General features: G+C 68.2%; 25 protein-coding genes and 1 riboswitch. Of the genes, 14 read left to right on the top strand and 11 right to left on the bottom strand.

The window, feature by feature from the left end; genetic code table 11:
* The first annotated feature begins 105 nt into the window (after nt 1-105).
* Complete coding sequence (locus LOK44_RS09900) at nt 106-582, top strand: hypothetical protein (protein ID WP_237569847.1); 477 nt, start codon at nt 106-108, stop codon at nt 580-582.
* Here LOK44_RS09900 and LOK44_RS09895 read toward each other — a convergent pair.
* A complete protein-coding gene (locus LOK44_RS09895) occupies nt 579-1,778 on the bottom strand; it encodes an NADH:flavin oxidoreductase (RefSeq protein ID WP_237569846.1) in 1,200 nt (399 codons plus the stop codon). The two genes, LOK44_RS09900 and LOK44_RS09895, sit on opposite strands and share 4 nt — an antisense overlap.
* Before the next feature lie 27 nt (nt 1,779-1,805).
* Here LOK44_RS09895 and LOK44_RS09890 point away from each other — a divergent pair, with 27 nt between their 5' ends.
* Nucleotides 1,806-2,660: a bifunctional methylenetetrahydrofolate dehydrogenase/methenyltetrahydrofolate cyclohydrolase gene (locus LOK44_RS09890; protein ID WP_237570563.1), complete on the top strand. Its 855-nt coding sequence runs from the start codon at nt 1,806-1,808 to the stop codon at nt 2,658-2,660.
* The gene (locus tag LOK44_RS09885) at nt 2,657-2,950 is read left to right on the top strand and encodes a DUF3017 domain-containing protein (RefSeq protein WP_237569845.1); all 294 of its coding nucleotides are present in this window, start codon (nt 2,657-2,659) and stop codon (nt 2,948-2,950) included. Before LOK44_RS09890 ends, LOK44_RS09885 begins: the two co-directional genes overlap by 4 nt.
* A gap of 2 nt (nt 2,951-2,952) precedes the next feature.
* On the opposite strand, the gene LOK44_RS09880 is transcribed toward LOK44_RS09885, so the two are convergent.
* Genes LOK44_RS09880 through LOK44_RS09870 form a run of 3 tightly spaced genes read right to left on the bottom strand, consistent with a single transcriptional unit; the run spans nt 2,953 to nt 6,154 of the window.
* Nucleotides 2,953-3,678 (bottom strand): class I SAM-dependent methyltransferase, encoded by a 726-nt coding sequence (locus LOK44_RS09880; protein ID WP_237569844.1) that lies wholly within the window; start codon nt 3,676-3,678, stop codon nt 2,953-2,955.
* Nucleotides 3,675-4,820 carry a homoserine O-acetyltransferase MetX gene (gene metX / locus LOK44_RS09875; protein WP_237569843.1) on the bottom strand — a complete coding sequence of 382 codons (1,146 nt, stop codon included), beginning with the start codon at nt 4,818-4,820 and terminating at the stop codon, nt 3,675-3,677. The genes LOK44_RS09880 and metX overlap by 4 nt, the downstream gene beginning before the upstream one ends.
* The gene (locus tag LOK44_RS09870; protein ID WP_237569842.1) at nt 4,817-6,154 is read right to left on the bottom strand and encodes a bifunctional o-acetylhomoserine/o-acetylserine sulfhydrylase; all 1,338 of its coding nucleotides are present in this window, start codon (nt 6,152-6,154) and stop codon (nt 4,817-4,819) included. Before LOK44_RS09870 ends, metX begins: the two co-directional genes overlap by 4 nt.
* A gap of 129 nt (nt 6,155-6,283) precedes the next feature.
* A riboswitch (SAM riboswitch) is annotated at nt 6,284-6,420 on the bottom strand.
* Nucleotides 6,421-6,581: 161 nt separating this feature from the next.
* Between LOK44_RS09870 and LOK44_RS09865 the strand changes: the two genes are divergently transcribed.
* Nucleotides 6,582-8,819, top strand: a complete 2,238-nt coding sequence (locus LOK44_RS09865) for an NADP-dependent isocitrate dehydrogenase (protein WP_237569841.1) — start codon at nt 6,582-6,584, stop codon at nt 8,817-8,819.
* On the opposite strand, the gene ephH is transcribed toward LOK44_RS09865, so the two are convergent.
* Nucleotides 8,816-9,655: an epoxide hydrolase EphH gene (gene ephH / locus LOK44_RS09860; RefSeq protein WP_237569840.1), complete on the bottom strand. Its 840-nt coding sequence runs from the start codon at nt 9,653-9,655 to the stop codon at nt 8,816-8,818. The genes LOK44_RS09865 and ephH overlap by 4 nt on opposite strands.
* Before the next feature lie 156 nt (nt 9,656-9,811).
* Between ephH and LOK44_RS09855 the strand changes: the two genes are divergently transcribed.
* Nucleotides 9,812-10,636 (top strand): exodeoxyribonuclease III, encoded by an 825-nt coding sequence (locus LOK44_RS09855; RefSeq protein ID WP_237570562.1) that lies wholly within the window; start codon nt 9,812-9,814, stop codon nt 10,634-10,636.
* 10 nt (nt 10,637-10,646) lie between these two features.
* On the opposite strand, the gene LOK44_RS09850 is transcribed toward LOK44_RS09855, so the two are convergent.
* Nucleotides 10,647-11,066 (bottom strand): VOC family protein, encoded by a 420-nt coding sequence (locus tag LOK44_RS09850; RefSeq protein ID WP_237569839.1) that lies wholly within the window; start codon nt 11,064-11,066, stop codon nt 10,647-10,649.
* Between the two features lie 126 nt (nt 11,067-11,192).
* Nucleotides 11,193-11,813, bottom strand: coding sequence for a TIGR03086 family metal-binding protein (locus LOK44_RS09845; protein WP_372481212.1), 621 nt, complete (start codon nt 11,811-11,813; stop codon nt 11,193-11,195).
* Nucleotides 11,814-11,900: 87 nt separating this feature from the next.
* Between LOK44_RS09845 and LOK44_RS09840 the strand changes: the two genes are divergently transcribed.
* The 3 genes from LOK44_RS09840 to yhjD are packed head-to-tail and all read left to right on the top strand — an operon-like array spanning nt 11,901 to nt 14,399.
* Nucleotides 11,901-12,287: a MarR family winged helix-turn-helix transcriptional regulator gene (locus tag LOK44_RS09840; RefSeq protein ID WP_249783350.1), complete on the top strand. Its 387-nt coding sequence runs from the start codon at nt 11,901-11,903 to the stop codon at nt 12,285-12,287.
* A 34-nt stretch (nt 12,288-12,321) separates the two neighbouring features.
* A complete protein-coding gene (gene trpS, locus LOK44_RS09835) occupies nt 12,322-13,332 on the top strand; it encodes a tryptophan--tRNA ligase (RefSeq protein WP_237569836.1) in 1,011 nt (336 codons plus the stop codon).
* Between the two features lie 44 nt (nt 13,333-13,376).
* The gene (yhjD, locus tag LOK44_RS09830; protein WP_237569835.1) at nt 13,377-14,399 is read left to right on the top strand and encodes an inner membrane protein YhjD; all 1,023 of its coding nucleotides are present in this window, start codon (nt 13,377-13,379) and stop codon (nt 14,397-14,399) included.
* Here yhjD and LOK44_RS09825 read toward each other — a convergent pair.
* The 4 genes from LOK44_RS09825 to LOK44_RS09810 form a co-directional block, all read right to left on the bottom strand.
* Nucleotides 14,396-15,601 (bottom strand): D-alanyl-D-alanine carboxypeptidase family protein, encoded by a 1,206-nt coding sequence (locus tag LOK44_RS09825; RefSeq protein WP_237569834.1) that lies wholly within the window; start codon nt 15,599-15,601, stop codon nt 14,396-14,398. The two genes, yhjD and LOK44_RS09825, sit on opposite strands and share 4 nt — an antisense overlap.
* Nucleotides 15,602-15,764: 163 nt before the next feature.
* On the bottom strand, nt 15,765-16,757 hold the full coding sequence (locus LOK44_RS09820; protein ID WP_237569833.1) for an SMP-30/gluconolactonase/LRE family protein: 993 nt from the start codon (nt 16,755-16,757) through the stop codon (nt 15,765-15,767).
* A gap of 22 nt (nt 16,758-16,779) precedes the next feature.
* Nucleotides 16,780-18,168: an aspartate aminotransferase family protein gene (locus LOK44_RS09815; RefSeq protein ID WP_237569832.1), complete on the bottom strand. Its 1,389-nt coding sequence runs from the start codon at nt 18,166-18,168 to the stop codon at nt 16,780-16,782.
* Complete coding sequence (locus LOK44_RS09810; RefSeq protein WP_237569831.1) at nt 18,165-18,677, bottom strand: Lrp/AsnC family transcriptional regulator; 513 nt, start codon at nt 18,675-18,677, stop codon at nt 18,165-18,167. The genes LOK44_RS09815 and LOK44_RS09810 overlap by 4 nt, the downstream gene beginning before the upstream one ends.
* Before the next feature lie 135 nt (nt 18,678-18,812).
* Between LOK44_RS09810 and LOK44_RS09805 the strand changes: the two genes are divergently transcribed.
* From LOK44_RS09805 to LOK44_RS09780, 6 genes are all read left to right on the top strand, one after another.
* Nucleotides 18,813-20,294, top strand: coding sequence for a gamma-aminobutyraldehyde dehydrogenase (locus LOK44_RS09805; RefSeq protein ID WP_237569830.1), 1,482 nt, complete (start codon nt 18,813-18,815; stop codon nt 20,292-20,294).
* A gap of 32 nt (nt 20,295-20,326) precedes the next feature.
* On the top strand, nt 20,327-21,520 hold the full coding sequence (locus tag LOK44_RS09800) for an enhanced intracellular survival protein Eis (protein WP_237569829.1): 1,194 nt from the start codon (nt 20,327-20,329) through the stop codon (nt 21,518-21,520).
* A 52-nt stretch (nt 21,521-21,572) separates the two neighbouring features.
* The gene (locus tag LOK44_RS09795; protein ID WP_237569828.1) at nt 21,573-22,250 is read left to right on the top strand and encodes a TetR/AcrR family transcriptional regulator; all 678 of its coding nucleotides are present in this window, start codon (nt 21,573-21,575) and stop codon (nt 22,248-22,250) included.
* A gap of 180 nt (nt 22,251-22,430) precedes the next feature.
* Nucleotides 22,431-23,279, top strand: coding sequence for an ABC transporter substrate-binding protein (locus tag LOK44_RS09790; RefSeq protein WP_237569827.1), 849 nt, complete (start codon nt 22,431-22,433; stop codon nt 23,277-23,279).
* Nucleotides 23,280-23,294: 15 nt separating this feature from the next.
* Nucleotides 23,295-24,095: an amino acid ABC transporter permease gene (locus LOK44_RS09785; RefSeq protein ID WP_237569826.1), complete on the top strand. Its 801-nt coding sequence runs from the start codon at nt 23,295-23,297 to the stop codon at nt 24,093-24,095.
* Nucleotides 24,096-24,118: 23 nt separating this feature from the next.
* Nucleotides 24,119-24,907: an amino acid ABC transporter ATP-binding protein gene (locus LOK44_RS09780; protein WP_249783315.1), complete on the top strand. Its 789-nt coding sequence runs from the start codon at nt 24,119-24,121 to the stop codon at nt 24,905-24,907.
* Nucleotides 24,908-24,918: the final 11 nt, after the last annotated feature.

Genomic DNA, 24,918 nt, shown 5'->3' with positions numbered 1-24,918 from the left:
ATCGTCACCGGTGGTGGGCGCGCGTTGGTTGCGACCGCGTGACGATTGGGTCTTGGTACGGCGCATAACCACCCATGTGCAGGTACGACGTGGTCTCGTTGATGCATGGCGAACCTCGCGGCCGCGACGCGTGCGGCGATTGTGGCGGTGCTCCTCGGAGCTGCCGGCTTCGGCTCCGTGGCTACGGGTGTGTCTTTGCCTGCTGCTCTGGGTGCGCCGGGTGACCGGCCGACCGACGCCAGGGGCTTCGTCGGCACCACGGCGCGCTGCGACGGACCGATGAAGACCGCCGTGCTGGGGCGCACGCCGCTGTCTCTGATCGTGATCTGCTCGCACCCGCGCGGCGGGTTCGAGTACCGGGGGATGCGGATCCGCGACCGCGCGCCGCTGCGACTGCCGGCCACCGAGCTGGCCAACGGGTGCTTCGGCGTGCGCGGTGACGGCGTGGACTACACCGTCTCGCCGAACAAGTTGCTGCTCACCGCGGGCATGCGGATCGTCCGCGACGAGACGATGCTGCAGTTCGAGGACCGTCGCTTGCCGGAATCGGCGCCGATCTCCAAGACGTCCGGCGGCGGTTAGCCCGGTGCTCCGGTGACGACGCAGTGGGTGCGGCTGTAGATCGTCGCCATGCACTTGTTGCAGTGCGTGCACGCCGACTTCACGGTGTGGGCGTCGCCGTCGGCCTCGATGCGGTTGATGAGGTCGGGCTCGGCGAGCAGAGCCCTGCCCATTGCGACGAAGTCGAAGCCCTCGGCCATCGCGAGATCCATCGTCTCGCGATTCGTGATGCCGCCCAGCAGGATCAGCGGCAGCTTCAGCTCGGCGCGGAACTGCTTGGCGTCGCGAAGCAGGAACGCCTCCCGGTAGGGGTATTCGCGCAGGAACTTCTTGCCCGTCATCCGGATGCCCCAGCGCAGCGGCGGCTTGAATGCGCCCGCGAACTCCTTGATCGGCGCGTCGCCCCGGAACAGGTACATCGGGTTGACCAGTGAGCTGCCAGCGGTCAGTTCGAGGGCGTCGAGGCCGCCGTCGTCCTCGAGCCACTTGGCGGTTTGGAGCGATTCCTCCAGCGGGATGCCGCCCCGCACGCCATCGGTCATGGTGAGTTTGGCGGTGATCGCGATCTGTCCGCCGACCGCGTCGCGTACCGCCCGCACCACGCCGCGCGCCACCTTGGCGCGGTTCTCGAGTGAGCCGCCGAACTCGTCGTCGCGGCGGTTGATCAGCGGGCTCAGGAACGAACTCGCGAAGTAGTTGTGTCCGAGGTGGACCTCGACGGCGTCGAAACCGGCGTCGACGGCGTACCGGGCGGCGTGCGCGTGCGCGGCGATGACGTCGGAGATGTCCTGCCGGCCGGCTGCCTTGGCGAAGCGCATCCCGATCGGGTTGAAGAAGCGCACCGGCGCGAGCGCCCTGGCCTTGTTCGACTTGGCGTTGGCGACGGGACCCGCGTGGCCGATCTGTGCGCTGATGGCCGCGCCCTCGGCGTGGATGGCGTCGGTGAGCCCTCGTAACCCAGCGATGGCCTCGGGGCGCCAGTAGATCTGCGCGCCATCGGTGCGGCCGCCGGGAGAAACGGCGAGGTAGGCGACGGTCGTCATGCCGATTCCGCCTGCGGCGGGCAGGCGGTGGTAGGTGATGAGGTCGTCGGTGACCAGCGCGTTGGGAGTGGCCGCCTCGAACGTCGCGGCCTTGATGATCCGGTTGCGCAGAGTGATCGGCCCCAGTCGGGCGGGGCTGAAGACGTCGGTGGACACATTGGGCTGACTGTCCATTCTCGGGAGCCTGCCACAATGAACACCGTGGGAGCGATCACTTTGGACGGCAAGGCCACGCGCGACGAGATCTTCACCGACCTGTTGGAGCGGGTGGCGGCTCTGAGCGCCGCCGGACGCACCCCGGGTCTGGGAACGGTACTGGTCGGCGACGACCCCGGCTCGCATGCCTACGTCCGGGGCAAGCATGCGGACTGCGCGAAGGTCGGCATCACGTCCATCCGTCGCGACCTGCCCGCCGACATCAGCCAGGCGACGCTCGAAGAGACCATCGACGAATTGAACGCCAACCCCGAGTGCACCGGCTACATCGTGCAGTTGCCGCTGCCGAAGCATCTCGACGAGAACGCCGCGCTGGAGCGCATCGATCCCGCCAAGGACGCCGATGGGCTGCACCCGACCAACCTCGGCCGCCTGGTGCTCAACGAGCCCGCCGCGCTGCCGTGCACGCCGCGGGGCATCGTGCACCTGCTGCGGCGCTACGAGGTCGAGATCGCCGGTGCGCACGTGGTCGTGATTGGGCGCGGCGTGACGGTGGGCAGGCCGATGGGTCTGTTGCTCACGCGTCGGTCGGAGAACGCGACGGTGACGTTGTGTCACACCGCAACTCGTCACCTTCCGCAGCTCACGCGGGAGGCCGACATCATCATTGCGGCCGCTGGGGTTCCGCACATGGTCACCGCCGAGATGGTCAAGCGCGGAGCCGCCGTCGTCGACGTCGGGGTCAGTCGCGACGATGCGGGCAAGCTCGTCGGTGACGTGGCGCCCGACGTGTGGGACGTCGCGGGCCACGTGTCGCCGAACCCAGGTGGCGTCGGACCGCTGACGCGGGCGTTCCTGCTGACGAACGTCGTTGAAGCCGACGAGGCGAAAGTGCGTTGACGCCCAGGGAGTTCGCCCGCAAGGTGTTCGCCGGCCAGTGGCCCATCCTGGTCGTCGGACTGTTCTTCGTCGCGGCGTTCGGTCTCGTCGTCGCAGGCTACTGGCGACGTGGAGCTCTCGTGATGGCGATCGGCGTCGGGGTGGCCGCGGTGATGCGCCTGGCGCTGTCGGAGGACCGGGCGGGGCTGCTGGTGGTGCGGTCGCGGATGATCGACTTCGCCACCACCGCGTCGGTCAGTGCGGCGATGCTCTACATCGCCTGGACCATCGACCCGTTGGGCACCAGCTAGTCTCAGGCGAGCGTCGCGCGCAGGCCCACCGTCACGTAGGGCAGCGCGAGACCGGTCGTGTTCACCAGCGCGGGATGGGTCGCCAGCAGTTCGCGGACGCGTCCCAGCGTGCGCGTGCGGACTTCGTCCGGCGAGGTGATGCAGTAGCTGCGCGAGGCCACCAGATCGATGAGTGCCTGCGGCGTCAGGTAACTCGTCCACTCGAAGTGGCGACGCTCCAGCCCGGTGAACAGTGGCGGCAGCGTCACGTCGTCCTTGGACGGGTCGTCGTGACCGATGATGCGGCCGAGGTCCTTGACCCATCCCAGTCGTTCGTCGCGGGTGTTCCACACCAGGCCCAGGGTCCCGCCGGGCCGCAGCACGCGGGCGATCTCGGCGCTGGCCCGGTCCCGGTCGAACCAGTGCCACGCTTGGGCCACCAGCACGGCGTCGACGCTGTCGTCGGGCAGTGGAATCTCCTCGGCCGTGCCCAGCAGCGCCGGCGTGTCCGGCAGCGACGAGCTGAGCACCTCGAGCATCTCCGGGATCGGGTCGACGGCCGTGACGTCGAGTCCACGCTCGACGAGTCGCACGGTCAGCTTGCCGGTGCCTGCGCCGAGGTCGAGTACGTGTCGCGCGGTGGACGGCAGCAGCCAGTCGATGGCCTCCGGTGGGTATGACGGCCTGCCCCGCTCGTATGCAGCGGCCGCCGACCCGAAGGACAGCGACCGTTCCTGGGACTCGGTCACTTCTGAGTCGTCCCGGATGCCAGCTCCAGCGTCCGCCGGATGAGCTTGCCTACCTGCTCGGTCTCGACCAGGAAGCCGTCGTGCCCGAACTCCGACTCGACGACGTTGAGTTCGACGCACCCAGGTAGCAGGTCGGCCAGTTCCCGTTGCAGGCGAATGGGATACAGCCGGTCGGTGGTGATGCCGCCGACGACGACGGGCACCTCGCACGTGGCGAGTGCAGCCTCGACCCCGCCTCGGCCGCGCCCGACGTCGTGACTGCTCAACGCATCCGACAGCGCGACGTAGGTGCCCGGGTCGAAGCGTGCGGCGAGCTTGCCGCCCTGGTACTCGAGGTAACTCTGCACGGCGTAACGCCCGCCCTCGGTGGGATTCTCGCCGACCTGCCCGTCGTTGCGGAACCGCTCGTCGAGTTCTTCCTCGCCGCGGTAGGTGAGATGCGCGAAGCGCCGGGCGATGTCCATGCCGGTGTAGGGCGCCCGGCCCGTGCCGTGATAGTCGCCGCCCTGCCAGTCGGGATCGGCCTTGATGGCCGAGACCTGGCTGCTCTGGGTGCCGATCTGGTCGGCGGTCGCACGTGCCCCGACGGCGAGGATCAGTGCGGCGCCCACGCTTTCAGTGCGACCGACGATCCATTCGAGGGCGCGGGCACCGCCCATCGACCCTCCTACCACCGCGGCCACGCGGGTGATGCCCAGCGCTGCCAACGCGGCGATGTCGGCCTGCACCTGGTCGCGCACGGTGATCGCGGGGAACCTCGACCCCCATGGCTTGCCGTCGGGGGCAATGGAACTCGGCCCGGTCGAGCCGCGGCAGCCGCCCAGCACGTTGGTCGAGACGGCGCACCACCGGTCGGTGTCGATCGGTGCGCCCGGCCCGGCGACGCCGTCCCACCAGCCCGGGGTGGGATGGTCCGGCCCCGCGGGCCCCGTCACGTGCGAGTCGCCGGTGAGCGCGTGCAGCACCATGACGACGTTGTCGCGTTCGGGCGACAACTCGCCCCACCGCTGCACGGCGATGGACACGTCGTCGAGGACGACGCCGCTCTCCAGGGTCAGCGCACCGATGTGGACCACGCCGATCTCGTCCTCTGCGGGCAGGTCGCCGGTCACGAGCGCCCGGCTGTCGTCGAGAACGGTCACACCGATGCCACCGTGCTCGACGTGCCCCCGAACACCTTGGCGGCGGCGAAGCCCTGCTCGAGGTCGGCGAGGATGTCGTCGATGCCCTCGATGCCGACGGCGAGCCGCACCAACCCGGGCGTCACGCCGGTCGCAATCTGCTCCTCGGGGGAGAGCTGCGCATGCGTGGTCGACGCGGGATGGATGACCAGCGAGCGCACGTCGCCGATGTTGGCGACGTGGCTGTGCAGGCTCAGTGCGTTGACGAACGCCTTGCCCGCCTCGACGCCGCCGCCCAGCTCGAAGGCGAGCACCGCACCGGTGCCGTTGGGTGCGATCTTGCGGCCCAGTTCGTACCACGGTGACGAGGGCAGCCCGGCGTAGTTCACCGACACGACGTCGTCGCGTTCGGCGAGGAACTCGGCGACCCGTTGCGCGTTGGCGACGTGCCGCTCCATCCGCAGGCTCAGCGTCTCGAGGCCCTGGGCGATCAGGAACGCGTTGAACGGCGCCGCCGACGAGCCGAAGTCGCGCAGCAGTTGCACGCGGGCCTTGAGCGCGTAGGCGGGCGGGCCGAGTTCGGCGAACACCACGCCGTGGTAGCTGGGGTCCGGCGTCGTGAAGCCGGGATGCCTGCCCTGGGTCCAGTCGAACGTGCCGCCGTCGACGATCACGCCTGCGATCGCCGAACCGTGGCCGCCGAGGTACTTGGTCGCCGAGTGCACGACGATGTCGGCGCCGAGCGCGAGCGGCTGGATGAGATACGGCGTGGCGATGGTGTTGTCGACGATCAGCGGTACGCCGCTGTCGTGCGCCACGCCTGCCACACCCGGGATGTCGAGCACGTCGATCTGCGGGTTCGAGATGGTCTCGGCGAAGAACGCCTTGGTGTTCGGCCGCACCGCGGCACGCCATGACTCGAGGTCGTCGGGATCCTCGACGAAGCTGACCTCGATGCCGAGCTTGGGCAGCGAGTAGTGGAACAGGTTGTACGTGCCGCCGTAGAGCCGCGGGCTGGACACGATGTGGTCGCCGGTGGCTGCGAGGTTCAGGATGGCGAAGGTCTCGGCGGCCTGGCCGGACGACAGGAACAGCGCTGCGACACCGCCTTCGAGTGCGGCGATGCGCTGCTCGACGACGTCGGTGGTCGGGTTGCCGATGCGGGTGTAGATGTTGCCGGGGACCTCGAGGCCGAACAGCGCCGCGGCGTGCGCGGTGTCGTCGAACGTGTACGACGTCGTCTGGTAGATCGGCAGGGCGCGGGCGTTGGTCGCGATGTCCGGGGTCTGGCCGGCGTGCACCTGCTTGGTCTCGAACGACCAGCTCGCAGTGGGGTCTTCTTCGGGTGTGGACATGTCGGTCTGCTCCTACGTGAGGGGAGTCGAATCAAGAGTCAGCGCAGCACGAAGCGCGCACGAGGGGTCTACGAATGACGACACATGATGGGCCTCCAGGTGTCCCTGTCTTCGGGGCCCGTGGATGCGGACCCGCGCTTGCCGTGTGGCCGACTGTCATGCTCTTCGCAGACGGCTACCCAACCTGGTCAATCACCCGGGGCACCCCACCGCGGTTGGAGGGTTGCCGGCCAGCGAGCCGGGGCTTGACGCTGGCACTCATGACCGCTGATAAGCGTAGCTCACGACCTCGCGGTGGTGCCAGCGGGTTCTCGGCCACCGGGGGAGCCTCTGACCCATCCGTGACGAACGCGTAGGTTCGTATTCGACGCGATTCCGAGGGTCGCGGACTGCACGAGACCACCGACTGGACGCCGGGAGAATGACCATGGGTGACAAGCAGCCGAGCATCATCTACACGCTCACCGACGAGGCGCCGTTGCTCGCGACGTATGCCTTCCTTCCGGTGATCCGAACCTTCGCCGAGGCCGCAGGCATCGACGTGAAGACCAGCGACATCTCGGTCGCCGCGCGCATACTCGCCGAATTCAGCGATCGCCTCCCCGAGGACCAGCGGGTGCCCAACAACCTGGCCGAACTCGGCGACCTGACGCAGGACTCCGAGACCAACATCATCAAGCTGCCGAACATCAGCGCCTCGGTGCCGCAGCTGCTCGCCGCCATCAAGGAACTCAAGGCCAAGGGTTACGACCTGCCGGACTACCCCGGCGAGCCGAAGACCGACGAAGAGAAGGCCATCAAGGAGCGCTACGCCTCCTGTCTCGGCAGCGCGGTGAATCCGGTGCTTCGCGAAGGCAACTCGGACCGTCGCGCTCCGAAGGCCGTCAAGGAGTTCGCCCGCAAGCACCCGCACAGCATGAGCGAGTGGTCGCAGGCTTCCCGCACCCACGTGGCGACCATGAAGCACGGCGACTTCTACCACGGCGAGAAGTCGATGACCATCGATAAGGACCGCAAGGTCAAGATGGTGCTCGAGACCAAGAGCGGCGAGACCGTGGTGCTCAAGCCCGAGGTGGCGCTGGGCGCCGGTGACGTCATCGACAGCATGTTCATGAGCAAGAAGGCCCTCTGCGACTTCTACGAGGAGCAGATGGAGGATGCCTACAAGACCGGCGTCATGTTCTCGCTGCACGTGAAGGCGACGATGATGAAGGTGTCGCATCCGATCGTCTTCGGGCACGCGGTGAAGGTGTTCTACAAGGACGCATTCGCCAAGCACCAGAAGCTGTTCGACGAGTTGGGCGTCAACGTCAACAACGGTCTGTCGGATCTCTACAGCAAGATCGAGACGCTGCCCGCGTCGCAACACGAGGAGATCATCCGCGATCTGCACGCCTGCCACGAGCACCGACCGGAGCTGGCGATGGTCGACTCGGCGAAGGGCATCTCGAACTTCCACTCGCCCAGCGACGTCATCGTCGACGCCTCGATGCCCGCGATGATCCGACTCGGCGGCAAGATGTACGGGGCCGACGGCCGCACCAAGGACACCAAGGCCGTCAACCCCGAGTCCACGTTCTCCCGCATCTACCAGGAGATCATCAACTTCTGCAAGACCCACGGTCAGTTCGACCCGACCACGATGGGCACCGTCCCCAACGTCGGGTTGATGGCGCAGAAGGCCGAGGAGTACGGCAGCCACGACAAGACGTTCGAGATCGCCGAGGACGGCGTGGCCAACATCGTCGACGTCGACACCGGTGAGGTGCTGCTGACCCAGAACGTCGAGGCAGGCGACATCTGGCGCATGCCGATCGTCAAGGACGCGCCGATCCAGGACTGGGTCAAGCTCGCCGTCACCCGTGCCCGCGAGTCCGGCATGCCCGTGGTGTTCTGGCTCGACACCGAGCGGCCGCACGAGGCGGAGCTGCGCACGAAGGTGAAGACGTACCTGAAGGACCACGACACCGAGGGTCTGACGATCCAGATCATGCCGCAGGTCTGGGCCATGCGGTACACGATCGAGCGCGTGATCCGCGGTCAGGACACCATCGCCGCGACCGGCAACATCCTGCGTGATTACCTCACCGACCTCTTCCCGATCCTGGAGCTGGGCACCAGCGCCAAGATGCTCTCGATCGTGCCGCTGATGGCGGGCGGCGGGCTGTACGAGACGGGTGCCGGCGGCTCGGCGCCCAAGCACGTGCACCAGCTGGTCGAGGAGAATCACCTGCGTTGGGATTCGCTTGGCGAGTTCCTCGCCCTCGCGGTCAGCCTCGAGGACCTGGGCAACAAGCACGACAACGAGCGGGCGCGGATTCTGGCCAAGACGCTGGACGCCGCAACCGGACGGCTGCTCGAGGAGAACAAGAGCCCGTCGCGCAAGACCGGCGAACTCGACAACCGGGGCAGCCAGTTCTACCTCGCGATGTACTGGGCCGAGGCGATCGCCGGGCAGTCCGACGACAAGGAACTGGCCGAGCACTTCTCCGCGCTCGCCAAGACCCTCGCCGAGAACGAGGAGGCGATCGTCGCCGAACTGAACGAGGTCCAGGGCGAGGCCGTCGACATCGGCGGCTACTACTACCCGGACCCCGAGAAGACGACGTCGGTGATGCGTCCCAGCAAGACGTTCAACGAGGCGCTGGCTGCCGCGCAGGGCTAACCCGCGGGCGGCACCGCCCGCTTGCGCTCGGTGTGCTCGTCGACGAACTCGCTGATCAGCTCGGTGATCTGACCGGGCGCCTCGAGCATCGGGATGTGCCCGAGGCCGGAAAGCTGGGTGACCCGGTGGTCGCCGGGCAGGTTTTCGAGGAAGTAGCGGTGACCGCGCGGGTGGGGGAACACCCTGTCCTTCTCGCACAGTACGAGGTGGGTCGGCGTCGCGACGTTGGCCAGTTCGAGCAGGCCGGGCAGCCGCAGCGTCTTGACCAGCAGCTGGACGTAGGCCGAGCAGTGGGTGGCGTCGTCGACGAGTGCCACCAGGTCGGAGTGGCTGGGGCCCTCGGCGGGACCGCTGACGGGCAGCGTCGCGATCCTGCGAACCCCGGGGTACTCGAGGATGCGTGGGCCGATCAACCGGGCCGCGACGAGCGCTGGGCCGCCGAGCAGGAACTTGAGCACCGTCTCGTACTTGGTGATGGCGTGCTTGCCCCAACCGCCCGCGGGCGCGATGCCGGTCAGCGTGCGGACGCGTCCGCGGCGCTCGAGTTCGAACGCCACCCAGCCGCCCAGTGAGTTGCCGACGACGTGCGCGGTGTCCCAGCCGAGCTGGTCCATTCGGCGTTCGACGTCGTCGACGAGGGCGGAGGTCTCCAAGAACCAGGTGCCCGAGCGCGCGCCGCCGTTGTGGCCGGGCATCGTCGGGGCGAAGACCTCGAAACGGCCGGTGTCGGCGAGCTGGTCGGCGACGGTCCGCCACACGTTCTGCGAGCAGAGGAAGGGGTGCAGCAGGACGATCGGCTCACCGGTTCCGACGTGGATGGGGTCGCGTTCAGGCATGCGGCGACACTAAAGGTGATACCGCCGGTACCGCAAGACGGCGGTGTCGGTGTGGGTCGGCATGCTCGCGGGATGCGGGTCATACGACCTGTCCCGCGCCAGGCACTGCACCGCCGCTATGGCGCTCTCGGTTAGTGTCTCGCGCTGATGTCTTCGATGATCGTGAGCACCGTCAACGTCAACGGCATTCGTGCCGCCGTCAAGGAGCGGTCGGCCGACAACCTCGGCATGCTGCCGTGGCTCGCCGCGACGCGCGCCGACGTCGTCTGCCTGCAGGAGACGCGTGCCGACGACGAGCAACTCGCCGAGGCGCTGGCTCCCGCCCTGAACGACGGCTGGCACCTGGCCTCGGCCGATCCGCACCTCAAGGGACGCAACGGCGTCGCGGTGCTGAGTCGGCAGCCGATCGCACGCACGAAGATCGGCCCCGGCGGTGACGTCGACGAATTCGCCTCGCACGGGCGCTATCTCGAGACCGACATCGCCACCCCGGAAGGTGACCTCACCGTCGTCAGCGTCTACTTCCCGACCGGGGAGGTGGAGACCGACCGGCAGCTCGAGAAGGAGCGCTTCATGGCGGCCGTCGCCACCCGGATGGCCCACCTATTGGAATCCGGTCGCGACGCCGTGGTGTGCGGCGACTGGAACATCGGCCACACCGAACTCGACATCAAGGCGTGGAAGGCCAACCGCAAGAAGGCGGGCTTCCTACCGGCCGAGCGGCAATGGATGACCGACCTGCTGACCACCGGTTGGGTCGACGTGGTGCGCGTGCTGCACCCAGAGGTGCCCGGGCCGTACAGCTGGTGGTCGTGGCGCGGCAAGGCGTTCGACAACGACGCGGGTTGGCGCATCGACTACCAGGTCGCCACGCCGGCGCTGGCCGGTCGCGCGACCGTGGCCCGCGTCGAACGAGCCGACGCCTACGCGCTGCGCTGGTCGGATCACGCCCCGGTGACCGTCGAATACGGCAAGGCCTGACCCGGGGTCCTCAGCCTGGCGGTGCGAAGAACTCGAGGGCGATGCCGTCCGGATCCCGGAAGCTCAGCCCGGAACCGTACGCGGCGTCGACGATCCCGCCATGCGCTACGCCCAGATCGTCGAGCCGAGCGGCCCATCGCTCCAGCGACGTCCTGTCCGGGCAACCGAAACCGACGTGGTCCAGCCCGACGCCGTACTCGCTGAACCGCCCGTCGGGCGCAGCCGTTCGGTGCTGGTGCAGACCCAGCAGCATGCCGTCTCCGATCGGGTACACCACATGGCGGAACCCGCCGTCGGTGTCCTCATCGAGTGCTGGCTCCGCGCCGATCAGCGCCTGGTACCAAGGCACGCTGACGGACAGGTCGCGGACGGTGAGCGCAACGTGGGCCAGCGGCGCGAAGCCGGGTGCTCCCTCGGTCGTTTCGGACATGATCGCTTCTCCTCGGTGCCCGGACGACGACGGCCGGACCGGCGCCTGGTACGCCACGAATCTCTGCATAGCCCCTTGAGTGGCGCGCGGCAGCGCTTTGCACGAGACGCTCTCGCCAGTGGTGATTCAGCGGCTCGCGTACGTCGTAGCCGTCCAGTCGGGTCGGCGGCCGAGATGCGTTAGCACGCGGGCGAAGTCGTCGTCATCCGCCGACTGCAGTGCGCGCGCGAACGGTGACCCCTCGGCGTCGCGGAAGTCGCCGTCCGGTACCGCCATGGCGACCGGCACCAACGCTGCGATCACGTCGTCGGGCAGGGCTAGCGGCGCCCCGATCGTGACCGCGACGTCCCATGCGTGCACCGCGTAGTCGACGAAGTGGAATCCGATCGCCTGCTCGCCGGGGATGACGACGTCGGGGCCGAATTCCGGCATGGCGAAGGGCTTCTCGTCAATGCCGTCAGCGTCGAAGGCGGCGAGGACGTCGTGCGCCGCCGCGGCGTAGGTGCCCGCGGGGTCGTCGGCGACGGCTCGTGCGAAGGGTTCGGTCCGCCAGGCGTCGGTGTCCGCGCCGTGGCCCCGCGCGGCTGCGGCGAAACCGTGGTGCTGCGCGGTCATGTGGGTGAGCAGGTCGGCGAGATTCCAGCCGGCGCATGGCGTGGGAAGCGTCAGCTGCTGTGGCGCGACGGCGTCGACGACCGCGACGGAGGCGAGGACGGCGGTGCGATGCTGCGATCTAAAAGTAGGCATTTGCATATCGTAAGCATATGCATACGATATGGCAACACTTACGCTCGCGCGGTGGCTGCAACACCTAGGCGTGCGGACCTCGCCGCGATGCTCGGTCCGCTGATCCGCGAACTGATGGCCGCGGAGGCTCCGGTGCTCAAGGCGCACGGCCTGACGATGTGGGGATACGTCGTCCTGCTCGCGCTGGACCGGGGGACCGTGCGCACCCAGGCGGCGCTCGCCGAGGCGATCGGCGCGGACAAGACCCGCATCATCGCCACCCTCGACGGACTGCAGGACGACGGCTACATCGAGCGGTATCCCGACCCCGACGACCGCCGTGTGCGAGTGCTGGCCATCACCGATGCCGGTCGCGCGGTCAAGGACGCGGCCCAGGCCGAGATCCAGCGTGCCGAGGAGCAATGGCTCGGCGTGCTGGACGCCGAGGAACGCCGAGTGTTCCTGCGCGCGTTGCAGCGAATGGCCCCTGGCTGACCGGGATGCCGACAGTGAGAGGATCGAGGTCATCATGAGTACTCAGCCCGTCGTCTTCTCCGGCGTCCAACCCACCTCCGATTCCCTACATCTGGGCAACGCCCTTGGCGCGATCAAGCAGTGGGTTGGCCTGCAGGACGACTACGACGCGTACTTCTGCGTCGTCGACCTCCACGCGATCACCATTCCCCAGGATCCGGCGACGCTGCGCCACCGCACGCTGGTGACCGCAGCGCAGTACCTGGCACTCGGCATCGACCCCGCCCGCGCCACGATCTTCGTCCAGAGCCAGGTGGCCGCACACACCCAATTGGCCTGGGCGCTCGGCTGTTTCACGGGGTTCGGCCAGGCTTCGCGGATGACGCAGTTCAAGGACAAGTCGCAGAAGGAGGGCGCGGACGCCACCACGGTCGGTCTGTTCACCTATCCGGTGCTGATGGCCGCCGACGTGCTGCTCTACGACACGAACCTCGTTCCGGTCGGCGAAGACCAGCGTCAGCACCTCGAACTCGCCCGCGACGTCGCCCAGCGGTTCAACGCCCGCTTCTGCGACGCGCTAGTCGTGCCCGAGGCGATGATCCCGAAGGCGACGGCCAAGATCTACGACCTGCAGGACCCCACGGCCAAGATGAGTAAGTCCGCGGCCACCGACGCCGGCCTGATCAGCCTGCTCGACGACCCGAAGAAGACCGCGAAGAAGATCCGCTCGGCCGTCACCGACAGCGAGCGCGAGGTCCGCTTCGACCGCGAGTCCAAGCCCGGCGTCTCCAACCTGCTGACCATCCAGTCGGCAGTCACGGACGTCGACATCGACACGCTGGTCCGTGGCTACGAGGGCCGCGGGTACGGGGATCTCAAGTCCGACACCGCCGACGCCGTCGTCGAGTTCGTTACGCCGATCAAGGCGCGGGTCGACGAGATGCTCGCCGACCCGGCCGATCTCGAGGCCGTGCTGGCCGCCGGCGCGCAGCGCGCCGGCGAGGTGTCCGCCAAGACTCTCGCGCGGGTCTACGACCGGTTAGGGTTCCTGCAGCACTCGCGCTAGGACACCCCGCCCGTAGCTTCGCTCGCCCCGATCAAGGAGGCCGGATGACGGAACCGGCCGAACCCGGTCTGCTCGACCGGCTCCGGTCCAGGTTCCGGTGGCTCGACCGCACGATGCGGGCGCAGGAGCGTTACCAGAGCCGCAAGGGTGACTTCTTCGCGGCGGGCATCACCTACTTCACGGTGTTCGCCATCTTCCCGCTGGCGATGGTGTCCTTCGCGGCCGCCGGTTTCGTGCTGGCCAACGACTCCGGACTGCTGCTGCAGGTCGAGAACCAGATCAGGTCCGCCGTGTCGGGCGACGTCGGCGAACAGCTCGTCGAGCTGATGAACTCCGCGATCGACTCCCGCACGTCGGTGGGTCTCATCGGGCTCGCGACCGCGGCGTGGGCCGGCCTCGGCTGGATGGCCAACCTGCGCGAGGCGCTGTCCGAGATGTGGGAGCAGCGCCGCGAACCCGCCAACCTGATCAAGACGAAGCTGTCCGACCTGCTGGCGCTGATCTCGACGTTCGGCGCGCTGGCCGTCACGATCGCGCTTACCGCGCTGGGCAACTCGCGCTTGCTGGAGACGATCCTCGAATGGCTCGGCCTGCAGGACGTGCCGGGCGCCGGGGTCGCCGTGTACCTGGCGTCGCTGGTGCTGTCCCTGCTGGTGTCATGGCTGCTGTTCGCGTGGATCATCGCGCGTCTCCCTAGGGAGAGGGTGTCGTTCCGCAGCTCGGTGCGGGCGGGACTGCTCGCCGCGGTCGCGTTCGAGATCTTCAAGCAGTTGGCGTCGGTGTATCTGAAGTCGGTCGTCACCGGTCCGGCAGGAGCGACGTTCGGTCCGGTGCTGGGCCTGATGGTGTTCGCGTACGTCACCGCGCGACTGATCCTGTTCGCGACCGCGTGGGCCGCGACGTCGGAGGAGAACCTCGCCGCGGCACCCGTCGACCCGCCCGGCCCGGCTCTGATCACCACGCGGGTGCAGGTGCGCAACGGGTCCGGTGTGGGCACCGTCGCGGCGGCGATGGTGGGCGCTATCGGAGCAATTGGCTTGTCGCGGTTGACCCGTCGACGGCGCTAGAGCGTGCGGCGCCGGTTGAGCGACCGCGCGGCCATGATGAGCGCGAACACGATCAGCGACCCGACGACTCCGACGCCGACGCGCACCGGGGTGGCGTCCTCTGGTGGGAGCAGTGCGGCGAGGTCCTGCGCGGCGTCGAGGGTCGAGAGGTCCTCGGCTTCCTTGGGGTTCAGCGACGGGTCGGGCTCGATCAGCGTGCCGACCTTGGTGCCGGGTTCGGTCGCGAAGCCGTAGTCGAGGAGACGTGCGGCCTGCTCCCATGGCGCGATTGGCTGTCGAGTGCCGCGCAGCAGGACGGCCACCAGCCTGCGGCCGTCGCGTTCGGCCGCCCCGACGAAGGTCTGGCCTGCGTCGTCGGTGTAGCCGGTCTTGCCGCCCATCGCTCCCGGGTAGTTGTCGAGCAGCTTGTTGTCGTTCTCGAGTTCGTACTCGGGCAGCTGGTAGGTCCGCGTGGCGACGATGTCGGTGAACACGTCGTTCTGCCAGGCGTACCGGTAGAACAGGCCCATGTCGTAGGCCGATGTGCTCATGCCCGGCCCGTCGAGACCCGATGGCGTGGCGGCCCTGGTGTCGCGGCCGCCGAGCTTGGACGCGAGGTCGTTGATCTTGCGCAGGGCGGCGTCCATGCCGCCGAGCTGTCCGGCGAGCGCGTGCGCGGCGTCGTTGCCGGAGTGCATCAGCAGGCCGTGCAGCAGGTCGTTGACGGTGTAGACGCTGCCGTCCTTGACGCCGATCTGGGTGCCTTCGGCCGCCGCGTCGTCGGCGGTGCCGACGACCTGCTTGTTCAGCGGCAGGTCCTTGATGGACTGCATCGCGACGAGCACCTTGACGATGCTGGCGGGCCGGTGCCTGCCGTGCGGGTCGCGCGCGGCGATGACGTCACCGGAGTCGAGATCGGCGACCAGCCAGGCCTCGGCCGAGACGTCGCCGGGCACCGGTGGCGTGCCCGGTGCGGTGACGATGCCACAGCCGGACAGGGCATCGCCGCCCAGTGGCGTGGCGGGCACCGGCAGCGGCGCGGGCGGCGGACCCGCCTTGGGCACCTCCGAGTCGTCGACCGCAGGCGGTGTGACCACCTTGTACGGGCACGGGTCGGGTTCCGCAGCGGCGGTCGGGACGCCGGCGAACACGGGGACCACGGCGAAGGTGAGCGCCGCCGCGAGGCACGCGATGCGGCGCGTGAGGGGTCCGGAGGTAGCCATGGTCCTTGCAGGCTAAGAGACCGGGGACGGATATCGGCGGAGGCACGCTGTGACTGGTGTGACTAGTGCGGCCACTGTTGCTGACCATCTCCCGCCGAGCAGACGCAAATGCCCCTGTTTCGGCTTAGATGAGGGGCTTTCGCGTCTGCTCGCCGAGGACGGCCTACAGCTCCACGTACCCCAGGGCGGCGAACTCGATCGTCGACATCCACAGCCTGCCGTCGTGTTCGACGACGCCCGTGACGCCGCCGAAACCGGGCTGGTCGGTCCGGACGCCGTCCACCGCGGTGCCCGCGTCGGCGTCGAAGCCGACGACCCACACCTCCGGCTGCACCTTTGGCTGCAACCGCGATGGCAGCCGCCAGATGATCTTGCGTAGCAACGGCATTCGCGGCATCAAGCCCTCCGCCGCGGGGTTGACCGGCGTGACGAGCGCGACCCAGATCCGGCCGTCGGAACCGGTCGAGATGTTGTCCGGCATGCCCGGCAGGTGCACCACCAGGGGCGTCACGGTGCCCGCCCGAGGTCCGCTCAGCCAGTACTTCGACAGCCGCCGGCCCATGGTCTCGGCGAACACCAGCGCCGAACCGTCCGCGGTCACCGTGACGCCGTTCGGGAAGTACAGCCCGCCGACGAGCGTGGTGACCGTTCCGTCGACGTCGAGCCGGAACAGGCTGCCGGTGCCGCGCGCCTCGAGGATCGCGCCGAGGAAGTGCTCGAAGTGGAAGTCGCTGGTGGACTCGGTGAAGTAGATCGTGCCGTCGGCCGTCTCGGTGACGTTGGAGCAGAACCGAAGCGGGCGCCCCTGTATGCGCTCGACGAGGACGTCGAGTTCCCCGGACGCCGGGTCCAGTGCGAGCAGGCCGCGGTGGCTGTCGCAGATCAGGACCCGACCGTCACGGGCGACGTGCATTCCGAGCGGCCTGCCGCCGGTGTTCGCGACCACGGACTGTTCGCCGCCCGGGGCGATGCGCACGATGCGCCCGTCGACCAGACCGGTCCACAGGTTCCCGTTGGCGTCGACGACGACGTCCTCGGGACCGTGGCCCGGCACCGGCACCACCGTCACCGGCCGTGCCGACTGCGCGGGCAGCGGCTCGACCGGTGGCGGCTGCCAGCGGACGGGGTGAATCGGCGGCTTGCGAGTGCGTGCCATCCGCCGACGATAACGCGGTGGGCTACATCATCTGGCTGGCTCGACCCAGGACATCGCTGAGGATGTCGTAGATCGCGTCGAACTCGGCCTGCCCGGAGATCAGCGGCGGCGCGAGCTGCACCACTGGGTCGCCACGGTCGTCGGCGCGGCAGTACAGCCCCGCCTCGAACAGCGCGGGCGTCAGGAAGCCGCGCAGCAGCCGCTCGCATTCGTCGTCGTCGAAGGTCTCCTTGGTGGCCTTGTCCTTGACGAGTTCGATCCCGTAGAAGTAGCCCTCGCCGCGGACGTCGCCGACGATCGGCAGGTCGAGCAGCTTCTCCAGCGTCGCGCGGAACGCCGGGGCGTTCTCCTTGACGCGGTCGTTGAGGCCCTCGCGCTCGAAGATGTCGAGGTTGGCCAGTGCCACGGCCGACGACACCGGGTGCCCGCCGAACGTGTAGCCGTGCCCGAACACCGTCTGCCCGTCGTTGAACGGCTCGAACAGCCGGTCGCTGGCGATCATCGCGCCGATCGGGGAGTACCCCGACGTCAGACCCTTGGCGCAGGTGATGATGTCGGGCGTGTAGCCGAAGTCGTTGCACGCGAACATCGATCCGATGCGGCCGTATGCGCAGATGACCTCGTCGGAGACGAGCAGCACGTCGTACTCGTCGCAGATCTCGCGGACCCGCTCGAAGTATCCGGGCGGCGGCGGGAAGCAGCCGCCTGCGTTCTGCACGGGCTCGAGGAACACCGCGGCGACGGTGTCGGGACCCTCGAACTCGATGGCCTCGGCGATCCGGTCGGCGCAGTACCGGCCGAACGCCTTCGGGTCCGAGCTGAACATCTCGGGGGCCCGGTAGAAGTTGGTGTTGGGCACGCGGAAACCCCCGGGGGTCGGCGGGTCGAACGGCGCCTTGAACGTCGGGATGCCGGTGATGGCCAGCGCTCCCTGCGGCGTGCCGTGGTACGCGATGGACCGCGACATCACCTTGTACTTGCCGGGCTTGCCGGTCAGCTTGAAGTACTGCTTGGCCAGCTTCCAGGCGCTCTCCACGGCCTCGCCGCCACCGGTCGTGAAGAACACCCGCTTCAGGTCACCCGGGGTGTATCCGGCGAGACGCTCGGCGAGTTCGATCGCAGGCGGCGTGGCGAAGGACCACAGCGGGAAGAAGGCGAGCGACTCGGCCTGCTTGGCTGCGGCTTCGGCCAGCTCGGCGCGGCCGTGGCCGGCCTGCACCACGAACAGCCCGGACAGGCCGTCGATGTACTTGTTGCCCTTGCTGTCCCAGATGTGGACACCCTCACCCCGGGTGATGACCGTCGGGGTGATGCCCTCGCCGTGGCGGGCGAAGTGGCCCCACAGGTGGCGGTTGGCCTTGGCGTCGAGGTCGGTGGTGGATGTTTCGGCGGTTTCAGAGATGATTGTCATCGTGTGCCCCAATTATATTGCTGTTTAACGAGTTTGAGGTAAACCAAGGTTTCGGTGGATATCACTCCCGGTACGGCGCGGATCTTGGTGTTGAGTAGGTCGAGGAGGTCGCCGTCGTCTTCGCAGACCACTTCGACGATGGCGTCGAACGAGCCCGCGGTGAGGACCACGTAGTCGACCGATTCGATGGCCGCCAGCTTCTCGGCGACCTTGGTGGTATCGCCGGTGCAGCGGATGCCGATCATCGCTTGACGGGCGAAGCCGAGTTGCATGGGATCGGTGACGGCGACGATCTGCATCACGCCCGCGTCGACCATGCGCTGCACCCGTTGCCGAACCGCCGCCTCGGACAACCCGACGGCCTTGCCGATGCCGGCGTAGGAGCGTCGACCGTCCTGCTGCAGCTTCTCGATGATGGCCTTGGACAGCTCGTCGAGCTGATACGCGGCACCTGGGCGGATTCGCAAGGAGACAGCGGGCAACCCGGTGTGGGCGTCGGGCGTGACCATGCTCACGATTGTGCACGGAATCCGTCACCGCAAGCAACCAGGCCGACGGAATCGCTCGTTTCCGATGCCCACAGCGTGGGAATGCGTCGTCAACTCGGTCGCGGTGTCCCGGTCGAACGCGATAGCGTGACGTCCATGTCTCACACGGTGGCAAGCAGCTATGTCGACGGTGCCGAGGTCAAGACGGGTGGCGATCAGTTCTCCATCGTCAGCCCCGCGGACGGGAGCGTGGTGGCCGAGTACGCCCTCGCCACGACGGCCGACGTCGACGCCGCGGTGTCCTCGGCGCGTGCCGCGCTTCGCGGGTGGTCGACGGCCACTCCGGTGGACCGCTCGACCGTGCTGGCCAAGCTGGCGAGGCTCGCCGACGAGGCGGCGGACGACCTGGTGGCCGAGGAGGTCAGCCAGACCGGCAAGCCCGTGCGCCTGGCCCGCGAGTTCGACGTCCCGGGCAGCATCGACAACATCGACTTCTTCGCCGGGGCCGCACGGCACCTGGAGGGCAAGGCGAGCGCCGAGTACTCGGGCGACCACACCTCCAGCATCCGCCGCGACGCGATCGGCGTCGTCGCCACCATCACGCCGTGGAACTACCCGTTGCAGATGGCGGTGTGGAAGGTGTTGCCCGCGTTGGCCGCCGGTTGCTCCGTGGTGATCAAGCCCGCCGAGATCACGCCGCTGACCACGCTGACGCTGGCGCGGCTCGCGACCGAGGCGGGCCTGCCAGACGGCGTGCTCAACGTCGTCACCGGTGCCGGACACGACGTCGGCACGGCGCTCGCCGGCCACGCCGACGTCGACCTGGTGACGTTCACCGGGTCGACCCCGGTCGGGCGCAAGGTGATGGCGGCCGCCGCGGCGCACGGCCATCGCACCCAGCTGGAACTCGGCGGAAAGGCGCCGTTCGTGGTGTTCGACGATGCCGACCTCGACGCCGCCATCCACGGCGCGGTCGCGGCGTCGCTGATCAATACCGGTCAGGACTGCACCGCGGCCACCCGCGCGATCGTCGCGCAACCCCTCTACGACGACTTCGTGGCGGGCGTCGCCGAACTCATGGGCAAGGTCGTCGTCGGCGACCCGCACGACCCGGACACCGACCTCGGCCCGCTGATCACGATGGCGCACCGCGACAAGGTGGCGGGCATCGTCTCGCGCGCACCCGGCGAGGGCGGCCGCGTCGTCACCGGCGGCAGCGCGCCCGACCTGCCCGGGTCGTTCTACCGCCCGACGCTGATCGCCGACGTCGACGAGCGCTCGGAGGCCTACCGCAACGAGATCTTCGGACCGGTGCTCGTCGCGCGGCCCTTCACCGACGACGACGACGCCATCCGGCAGGCCAACGACACCGAGTACGGACTGGCCGCTTCGGCGTGGACGCGCGACGTCTACCGCGCGCAGCGGGCGTCGCGCGAGATCCATGCGGGCTGCGTGTGGATCAACGACCACATCCCGATCATCAGCGAGATGCCGCACGGCGGTGTCGGCGCCTCGGGCTTCGGCAAGGACATGAGCGATTACTCCTTCGAGGAGTACCTGACGATCAAGCACGTGATGAGCGACATCACCGCGGTGGCCGAAAAGGATTGGCACCGGATCATATTCACGAAGCGCTAGCGGAGCTGAATCATGTGCGCGGTCACGAAGCGATGACCACCCTCGCCCCACGAGACATCACCGAGGCCCAGTGGCGCGACGTCCCGCTGCTGACGGCGACCAGCTTCGGCTCGACCTGGCATCCGGAGACCTTCACGGCGTGGCGGACGGCCATGCCGCCGCGCAGCTCCGTCGTCGTCGCCGACGGCGACGACCTGGTCGGGCAGGCGCATTACCTGGACTTCGAGCTGACGGTGCCCGGGGGAGCGGTGCTGCCGACAGCGGGCATCACGTGGGTCGGGGTGGCGCCGACGCACCGTCGCCGCGGTCTGCTGCGCGCGATGTACACCGAGCTGCACGACCGCTTCGCCGAGAACGGATACCCACTGGCGGCACTGACCGCGACCGAGGGCGGCATCTACGGCCGGTTCGGCTACGGCCCAGCCACGGTCGACACCGAGTTCAGTCTCGACCGCCGGTTCGCCCGGTTTCACCATGACGCGCCCGATCCCGGCGGTGTCCGGATCGTGCGGCCCGTCGAGCACCGCGACGACCTCGCCGCCATCTACGACCGGTACCGGCGCATCACGCCAGGCGGCCTGGCCCGGCCGACACCGCTGTGGGACGACCTGCTCGCCGACTGGGAGGACTCGCGAGGCGGTGGCACGGCCTGGTTCTGCCTCCTCCACGATGACGGCTACCTGCTCTACCGGATGTTCCGCGGATCGGCGAGAACCGTTCGGGTGGAGGAGTTCACGGCCGTCACGCCCGAGGCGCACGTCGCACTCTGGCGGGCGCTCATCGGCCTCGACCTCGTCGAGACCATCACGGTCGTCAGTCATCCCGGCGATCCGCTGCCCTACCTGCTCGACGATCCGCGGCTGGTGCGCACCACCGGGTCTGAGGACGGCCTGTGGCTGCGGCTGATGGACGTGCCCACCGCGCTGGCGGCGAGGACGTACGCGGCCGACCTCGACACGGTCCTGGATGTCGGTGACGGATTCCGTTCGGACGGAGGACGGTTCACGCTGTCCATCCGGGACGGTCGGGCGGAGTGTGCCCCGACCGATGCGCCCGCGGAGTTCACCCTCGACCTCGACGTGCTGGGCAGCCTGTACCTGGGCGGACACTCGGCCGCTCTGCTCGCGGCGGCCAATCGCATCCGCTGCAGCGACCGCGCGCAACTCGCGCGCCTCGATGCGGCCTTCCGCAGCGACGTGCCCGCGCGGTTGGGCTTCCACTTCTAGGTGCCGGCGTACGGCGCCGTCGACGATGGCGGCCGTGTGTCACAGTGGTCGGGTGAAGTACGGGCAGGGCTGGGAACCGAGGACCGTCGACTGGTCGTCCACGCGTGGCCGCATCCTGCTGTCGGCCTCGGTGCTGTTCGCTCAGCGCGGCTACTTCGGCACCTCGACGCGTGACATCGCCGAGGCCGTCGCAATCCGGCAGCCCTCGCTGTTCCACCACTTTCAGGCCAAGCACGAGATCTTCCGGACTCTCGTCGAACTCGACCTCGGGCCCTCGATCGACCGGATGAACCAACGGCTCGCCGAGGACTCCCCCTGGGCCGAGAAGTTGCACCTGGCGATCGCCTGCGACGTCCGGGAGATCCTCGTCCAGCCCTTCGACGCCCGCGGCCTCTACCAGGACGCAGTGCTCGCACTCGACGAGTTCGCGGCCGAGCGCGAGGGCATCGCGCTCTTCCACGACCAGATCGAGCGCGTGATCGACGGGGGTTGCCAGGCAGGCGAATTCGTGTCGTTCGAGTCGAGTTTCGTGCAGCGTGCCATGAACGGGGTGCTGTTCGAGACGTTGCGAGAACAGGGTGGCCCTTCGGGTTCGGTACGGCAGGAGCGGCCACTGCAGGCGGCGGACTTCGTCGTGCGCTCCCTGCTCGTCGACCAGGCCAGGTTGATGGACATCCGTGAGGTGACGCGTGCGCGTCTCGGCGACCTCGAGATGGCCACCGTCAACTAACGAGTTCAGCACCGTCACCTGCCCCATCGCCTGCAGTCGGTCGTGTGACGACTGCGTAAACCGTGTTACGAGTTCCGTCAAACCGTTCCTCCGCGGCCGACGGTGCCCTATCGTTCGATAGGTAACTCGCCATGACCTGCACGGCGTGCGACCGGACCGCTCTATCTTTCGGAGGAAAAGTTGAAGAAATCGTTGATCGCCGGCCTCGCCGGCGTTGCACTCTTCGGCCTCGTGGGTTGTTCGTCGTCGTCCGACGAGGCAGCGCCGAGCCCGGCCGGTCCCGCGAAGGTCTCACCGCCGGCGATCCTGGAGGCCGACACGCTGACGATCTGCGCGCCGAACGACGGCACTCCGCCGAACGTCTACCACGACGAGTCGGGCAAGCTGGTCGGCAGCGAGGTGGAACTGGGCGAGGCGCTCGCCGCCCAGATGGGTCTCAAGGCAAAGTTTCACGAATCCTCCTTCGCCACGGTCATTCCCACGTTGCAGGCCAAGCAGTGCGACGTGATCATGGCGCAGCTGTACATCAAGCCGGAGCGCGAGGCGGTCGTCGACTTCGTGCCGTACGTGTTGTCCGGCACCGGCATCGCAGTGTCCGAGGACGAGCCCGCCGACATCACCGGCATGGACGACAGCCTGTGCGGCAAGAAGGTCGTGCTGGCGGTCGCCACGACGGCCGAGTCGCTGGCGCAGGAGCAGTCGGAGAAGTGCACGGCCGCAGGGAAGGCGCCGGTCGACATCACCCGCAGCAACCAGGCCGACGTGTCGATTCAGCAGGTGCAGAACGGTCAGGCCGACGCATTCATGGACACCGCCGAGACGCTGGGCTACTACGCCACCAAGACCGGCGCGAAGATCACGCCGGTGGGTGACCCGTTCGGCACCATCGAGATCGGCGCCGCCACGCTGAAGGGCAACACCGCCCTGCACGACGCCATCGCTCAGGCGCTCGGTGAACTCGAGTCGAACGGGACGTACGAGAAGATCCTCGACGAGTGGGGCATGGGCGACCTCGCCATCTCCAGCTGATCGAAAGGCGAGATAGTGCAGTTCGATTGGGCCTTCTTCTGGAAGTCGCTGTTCGCACCGAGTGAGCCGTTCGTCGACGGGCTGATCCTCACGATCGTCGTCTCCGCGGTCGCCATGGTCCTTGCCACGCTCGTCGGCCTGGGAATCGCGCTGATGCGGCGCTCACGATTCGCCCTGGTGCGCTGGTGCGCCGGGTTCTACATCTGGGTGATACGCGGGACGCCGCTGCTCGTGCAGTTGGTCATCATCTACACGGGACTCGCGGCCATCGGGCTCTACCAGTTCCACGACGCGTCGATCCTCGGGCTGTCGGTCAAGGCCGCCGTCCAAGCCGCCATCATCGGGCTGATGATCAACGAGAGCGCCTACATCGCCGAGATCATCAGGGCCGGGCTGGATTCCGTACCCAAGGGCCAGTTCGAGGCCGCGGCGTCACTCGGCATGACACCCACCCGGCTGATGCGCTGGATCATCGTGCCGCAGTCGCTGCGCGTCATGGTGCCGCCGATGGGCAACTCGTTCAACGGGATGATGAAGACGACGTCGGTGCTGTCGGTGATCGGCGTGAGCGAGATGTTCCTCGTCACCCAGCAGATCAGTTCGGCGACGTTCCACACGTTCGAGATCTTCATCGTCGCCGCCATCTACTACCTGGCGCTGACCACGGTGTGGACGTTCATCCAGGCGGGCATCGAGAACCGGCTCACCCGCCAGCTCGGCATCGAGGTGCGCGTACCCATCACCGCGCGGCTGTTGGGCGCGCGTCGTGCGGGTCCGACCGCGACGGCCAACGCAACCCTGCAACCACACGGATGAGCACCGCACCCGAGGGAGATGCCATGAGCGCGAACGACGTACGCGAGACGACCGACGTACCCATCGTGTCGGTGCGCAACGCCTGCTGCACGCTTGGCGGACGCCGCGTCCTCAACGACGTGAACCTCGACGTGGAACGTGGGCAGGTGGTCGTACTCATCGGTCCCTCCGGGGCGGGCAAGACCACGCTCCTGCGGTCGGTGAACCACCTCGAGTCGTTGGACAGCGGCGAGGTGTTGGTGGGGGGCGTGTCGATCGCGCACCGCGAGGTGGGTTCCGAACGCAAGGTCGGCGTCGCCGAGTTGGCCCGCCGCCGGCGTGAGATCGGCTTCGTCTTCCAGCACTTCAACCTCTTCCCGCACATGACGGCGCTCGAGAACGTCTGGAACGGCCCGGTCCGGGTGCTCGGCCAACCAAAGGCCAAGGCACGCGAAGATGCCCGGGCCCTGCTGGAGCGGGTGGGGTTGGGCGACAAGGGCGAATCCCGTCCGAGTCAGCTGTCCGGCGGCCAGCAACAGCGGGTCGCGATCGCTCGCGCGCTGGCGATGCGGCCGAAGGTCATGCTGTTCGACGAACCGACCAGCGCCCTCGACGTCGAGATGGTCGGTGAAGTGCTCGAAGTGATGCGGGAACTGGCGCGCGAGGAGATGACGATGCTCGTGGTGACCCACGAGATGCGATTCGCCAGGGACGTCGCCGACCGCATCATCGTCATGGACGCAGGCCGCATCATCGAGGACTCGCCGCCCGGTGAGCTTTTCGCCAGCCCGAAGAGCGAGCGGACCAAGGCGTTCCTGTCGACGATCCACTGACCCGCCGCATC

This window comes from Mycolicibacterium lacusdiani, from assembly GCF_021916785.1.
GTDB classification, from domain to species: Bacteria; Actinomycetota; Actinomycetes; order Mycobacteriales; family Mycobacteriaceae; genus Mycobacterium; species Mycobacterium lacusdiani.
The sequence above is the reverse complement of the archived record's forward strand: the minus strand, read 5'-3'. Positions and strand labels throughout refer to the sequence as shown.

What these genes read in the sequence shown, in the direction of transcription:
- LOK44_RS09900 (WP_237569847.1), top strand. Translation starts at nt 106, where the DNA reads ATGGCGAACCTCGCGGCCGCGACGCGTGCGGCGATTGTGGCGGTGCTC.
- LOK44_RS09895 (WP_237569846.1), bottom strand. Translation starts at nt 1,778, where the DNA reads ATGGACAGTCAGCCCAATGTGTCCACCGACGTCTTCAGCCCCGCCCGA.
- LOK44_RS09870 (WP_237569842.1), bottom strand. Translation starts at nt 6,154, where the DNA reads ATGTCCACACCCGAAGAAGACCCCACTGCGAGCTGGTCGTTCGAGACC.
- LOK44_RS09865 (WP_237569841.1), top strand. Translation starts at nt 6,582, where the DNA reads ATGGGTGACAAGCAGCCGAGCATCATCTACACGCTCACCGACGAGGCG.
- ephH (WP_237569840.1), bottom strand. Translation starts at nt 9,655, where the DNA reads ATGCCTGAACGCGACCCCATCCACGTCGGAACCGGTGAGCCGATCGTC.
- LOK44_RS09855 (WP_237570562.1), top strand. Translation starts at nt 9,812, where the DNA reads ATGATCGTGAGCACCGTCAACGTCAACGGCATTCGTGCCGCCGTCAAG.
- LOK44_RS09850 (WP_237569839.1), bottom strand. Translation starts at nt 11,066, where the DNA reads ATGTCCGAAACGACCGAGGGAGCACCCGGCTTCGCGCCGCTGGCCCAC.
- LOK44_RS09845 (WP_372481212.1), bottom strand. Translation starts at nt 11,813, where the DNA reads ATGCCTACTTTTAGATCGCAGCATCGCACCGCCGTCCTCGCCTCCGTC.
- LOK44_RS09840 (WP_249783350.1), top strand. Translation starts at nt 11,901, where the DNA reads ATGCTCGGTCCGCTGATCCGCGAACTGATGGCCGCGGAGGCTCCGGTG.
- trpS (WP_237569836.1), top strand. Translation starts at nt 12,322, where the DNA reads ATGAGTACTCAGCCCGTCGTCTTCTCCGGCGTCCAACCCACCTCCGAT.
- yhjD (WP_237569835.1), top strand. Translation starts at nt 13,377, where the DNA reads ATGACGGAACCGGCCGAACCCGGTCTGCTCGACCGGCTCCGGTCCAGG.
- LOK44_RS09825 (WP_237569834.1), bottom strand. Translation starts at nt 15,601, where the DNA reads ATGGCTACCTCCGGACCCCTCACGCGCCGCATCGCGTGCCTCGCGGCG.
- LOK44_RS09820 (WP_237569833.1), bottom strand. Translation starts at nt 16,757, where the DNA reads ATGGCACGCACTCGCAAGCCGCCGATTCACCCCGTCCGCTGGCAGCCG.
- LOK44_RS09815 (WP_237569832.1), bottom strand. Translation starts at nt 18,168, where the DNA reads ATGACAATCATCTCTGAAACCGCCGAAACATCCACCACCGACCTCGAC.
- LOK44_RS09810 (WP_237569831.1), bottom strand. Translation starts at nt 18,677, where the DNA reads ATGGTCACGCCCGACGCCCACACCGGGTTGCCCGCTGTCTCCTTGCGA.
- LOK44_RS09805 (WP_237569830.1), top strand. Translation starts at nt 18,813, where the DNA reads ATGTCTCACACGGTGGCAAGCAGCTATGTCGACGGTGCCGAGGTCAAG.
- LOK44_RS09800 (WP_237569829.1), top strand. Translation starts at nt 20,327, where the DNA reads ATGACCACCCTCGCCCCACGAGACATCACCGAGGCCCAGTGGCGCGAC.
- LOK44_RS09780 (WP_249783315.1), top strand. Translation starts at nt 24,119, where the DNA reads ATGAGCGCGAACGACGTACGCGAGACGACCGACGTACCCATCGTGTCG.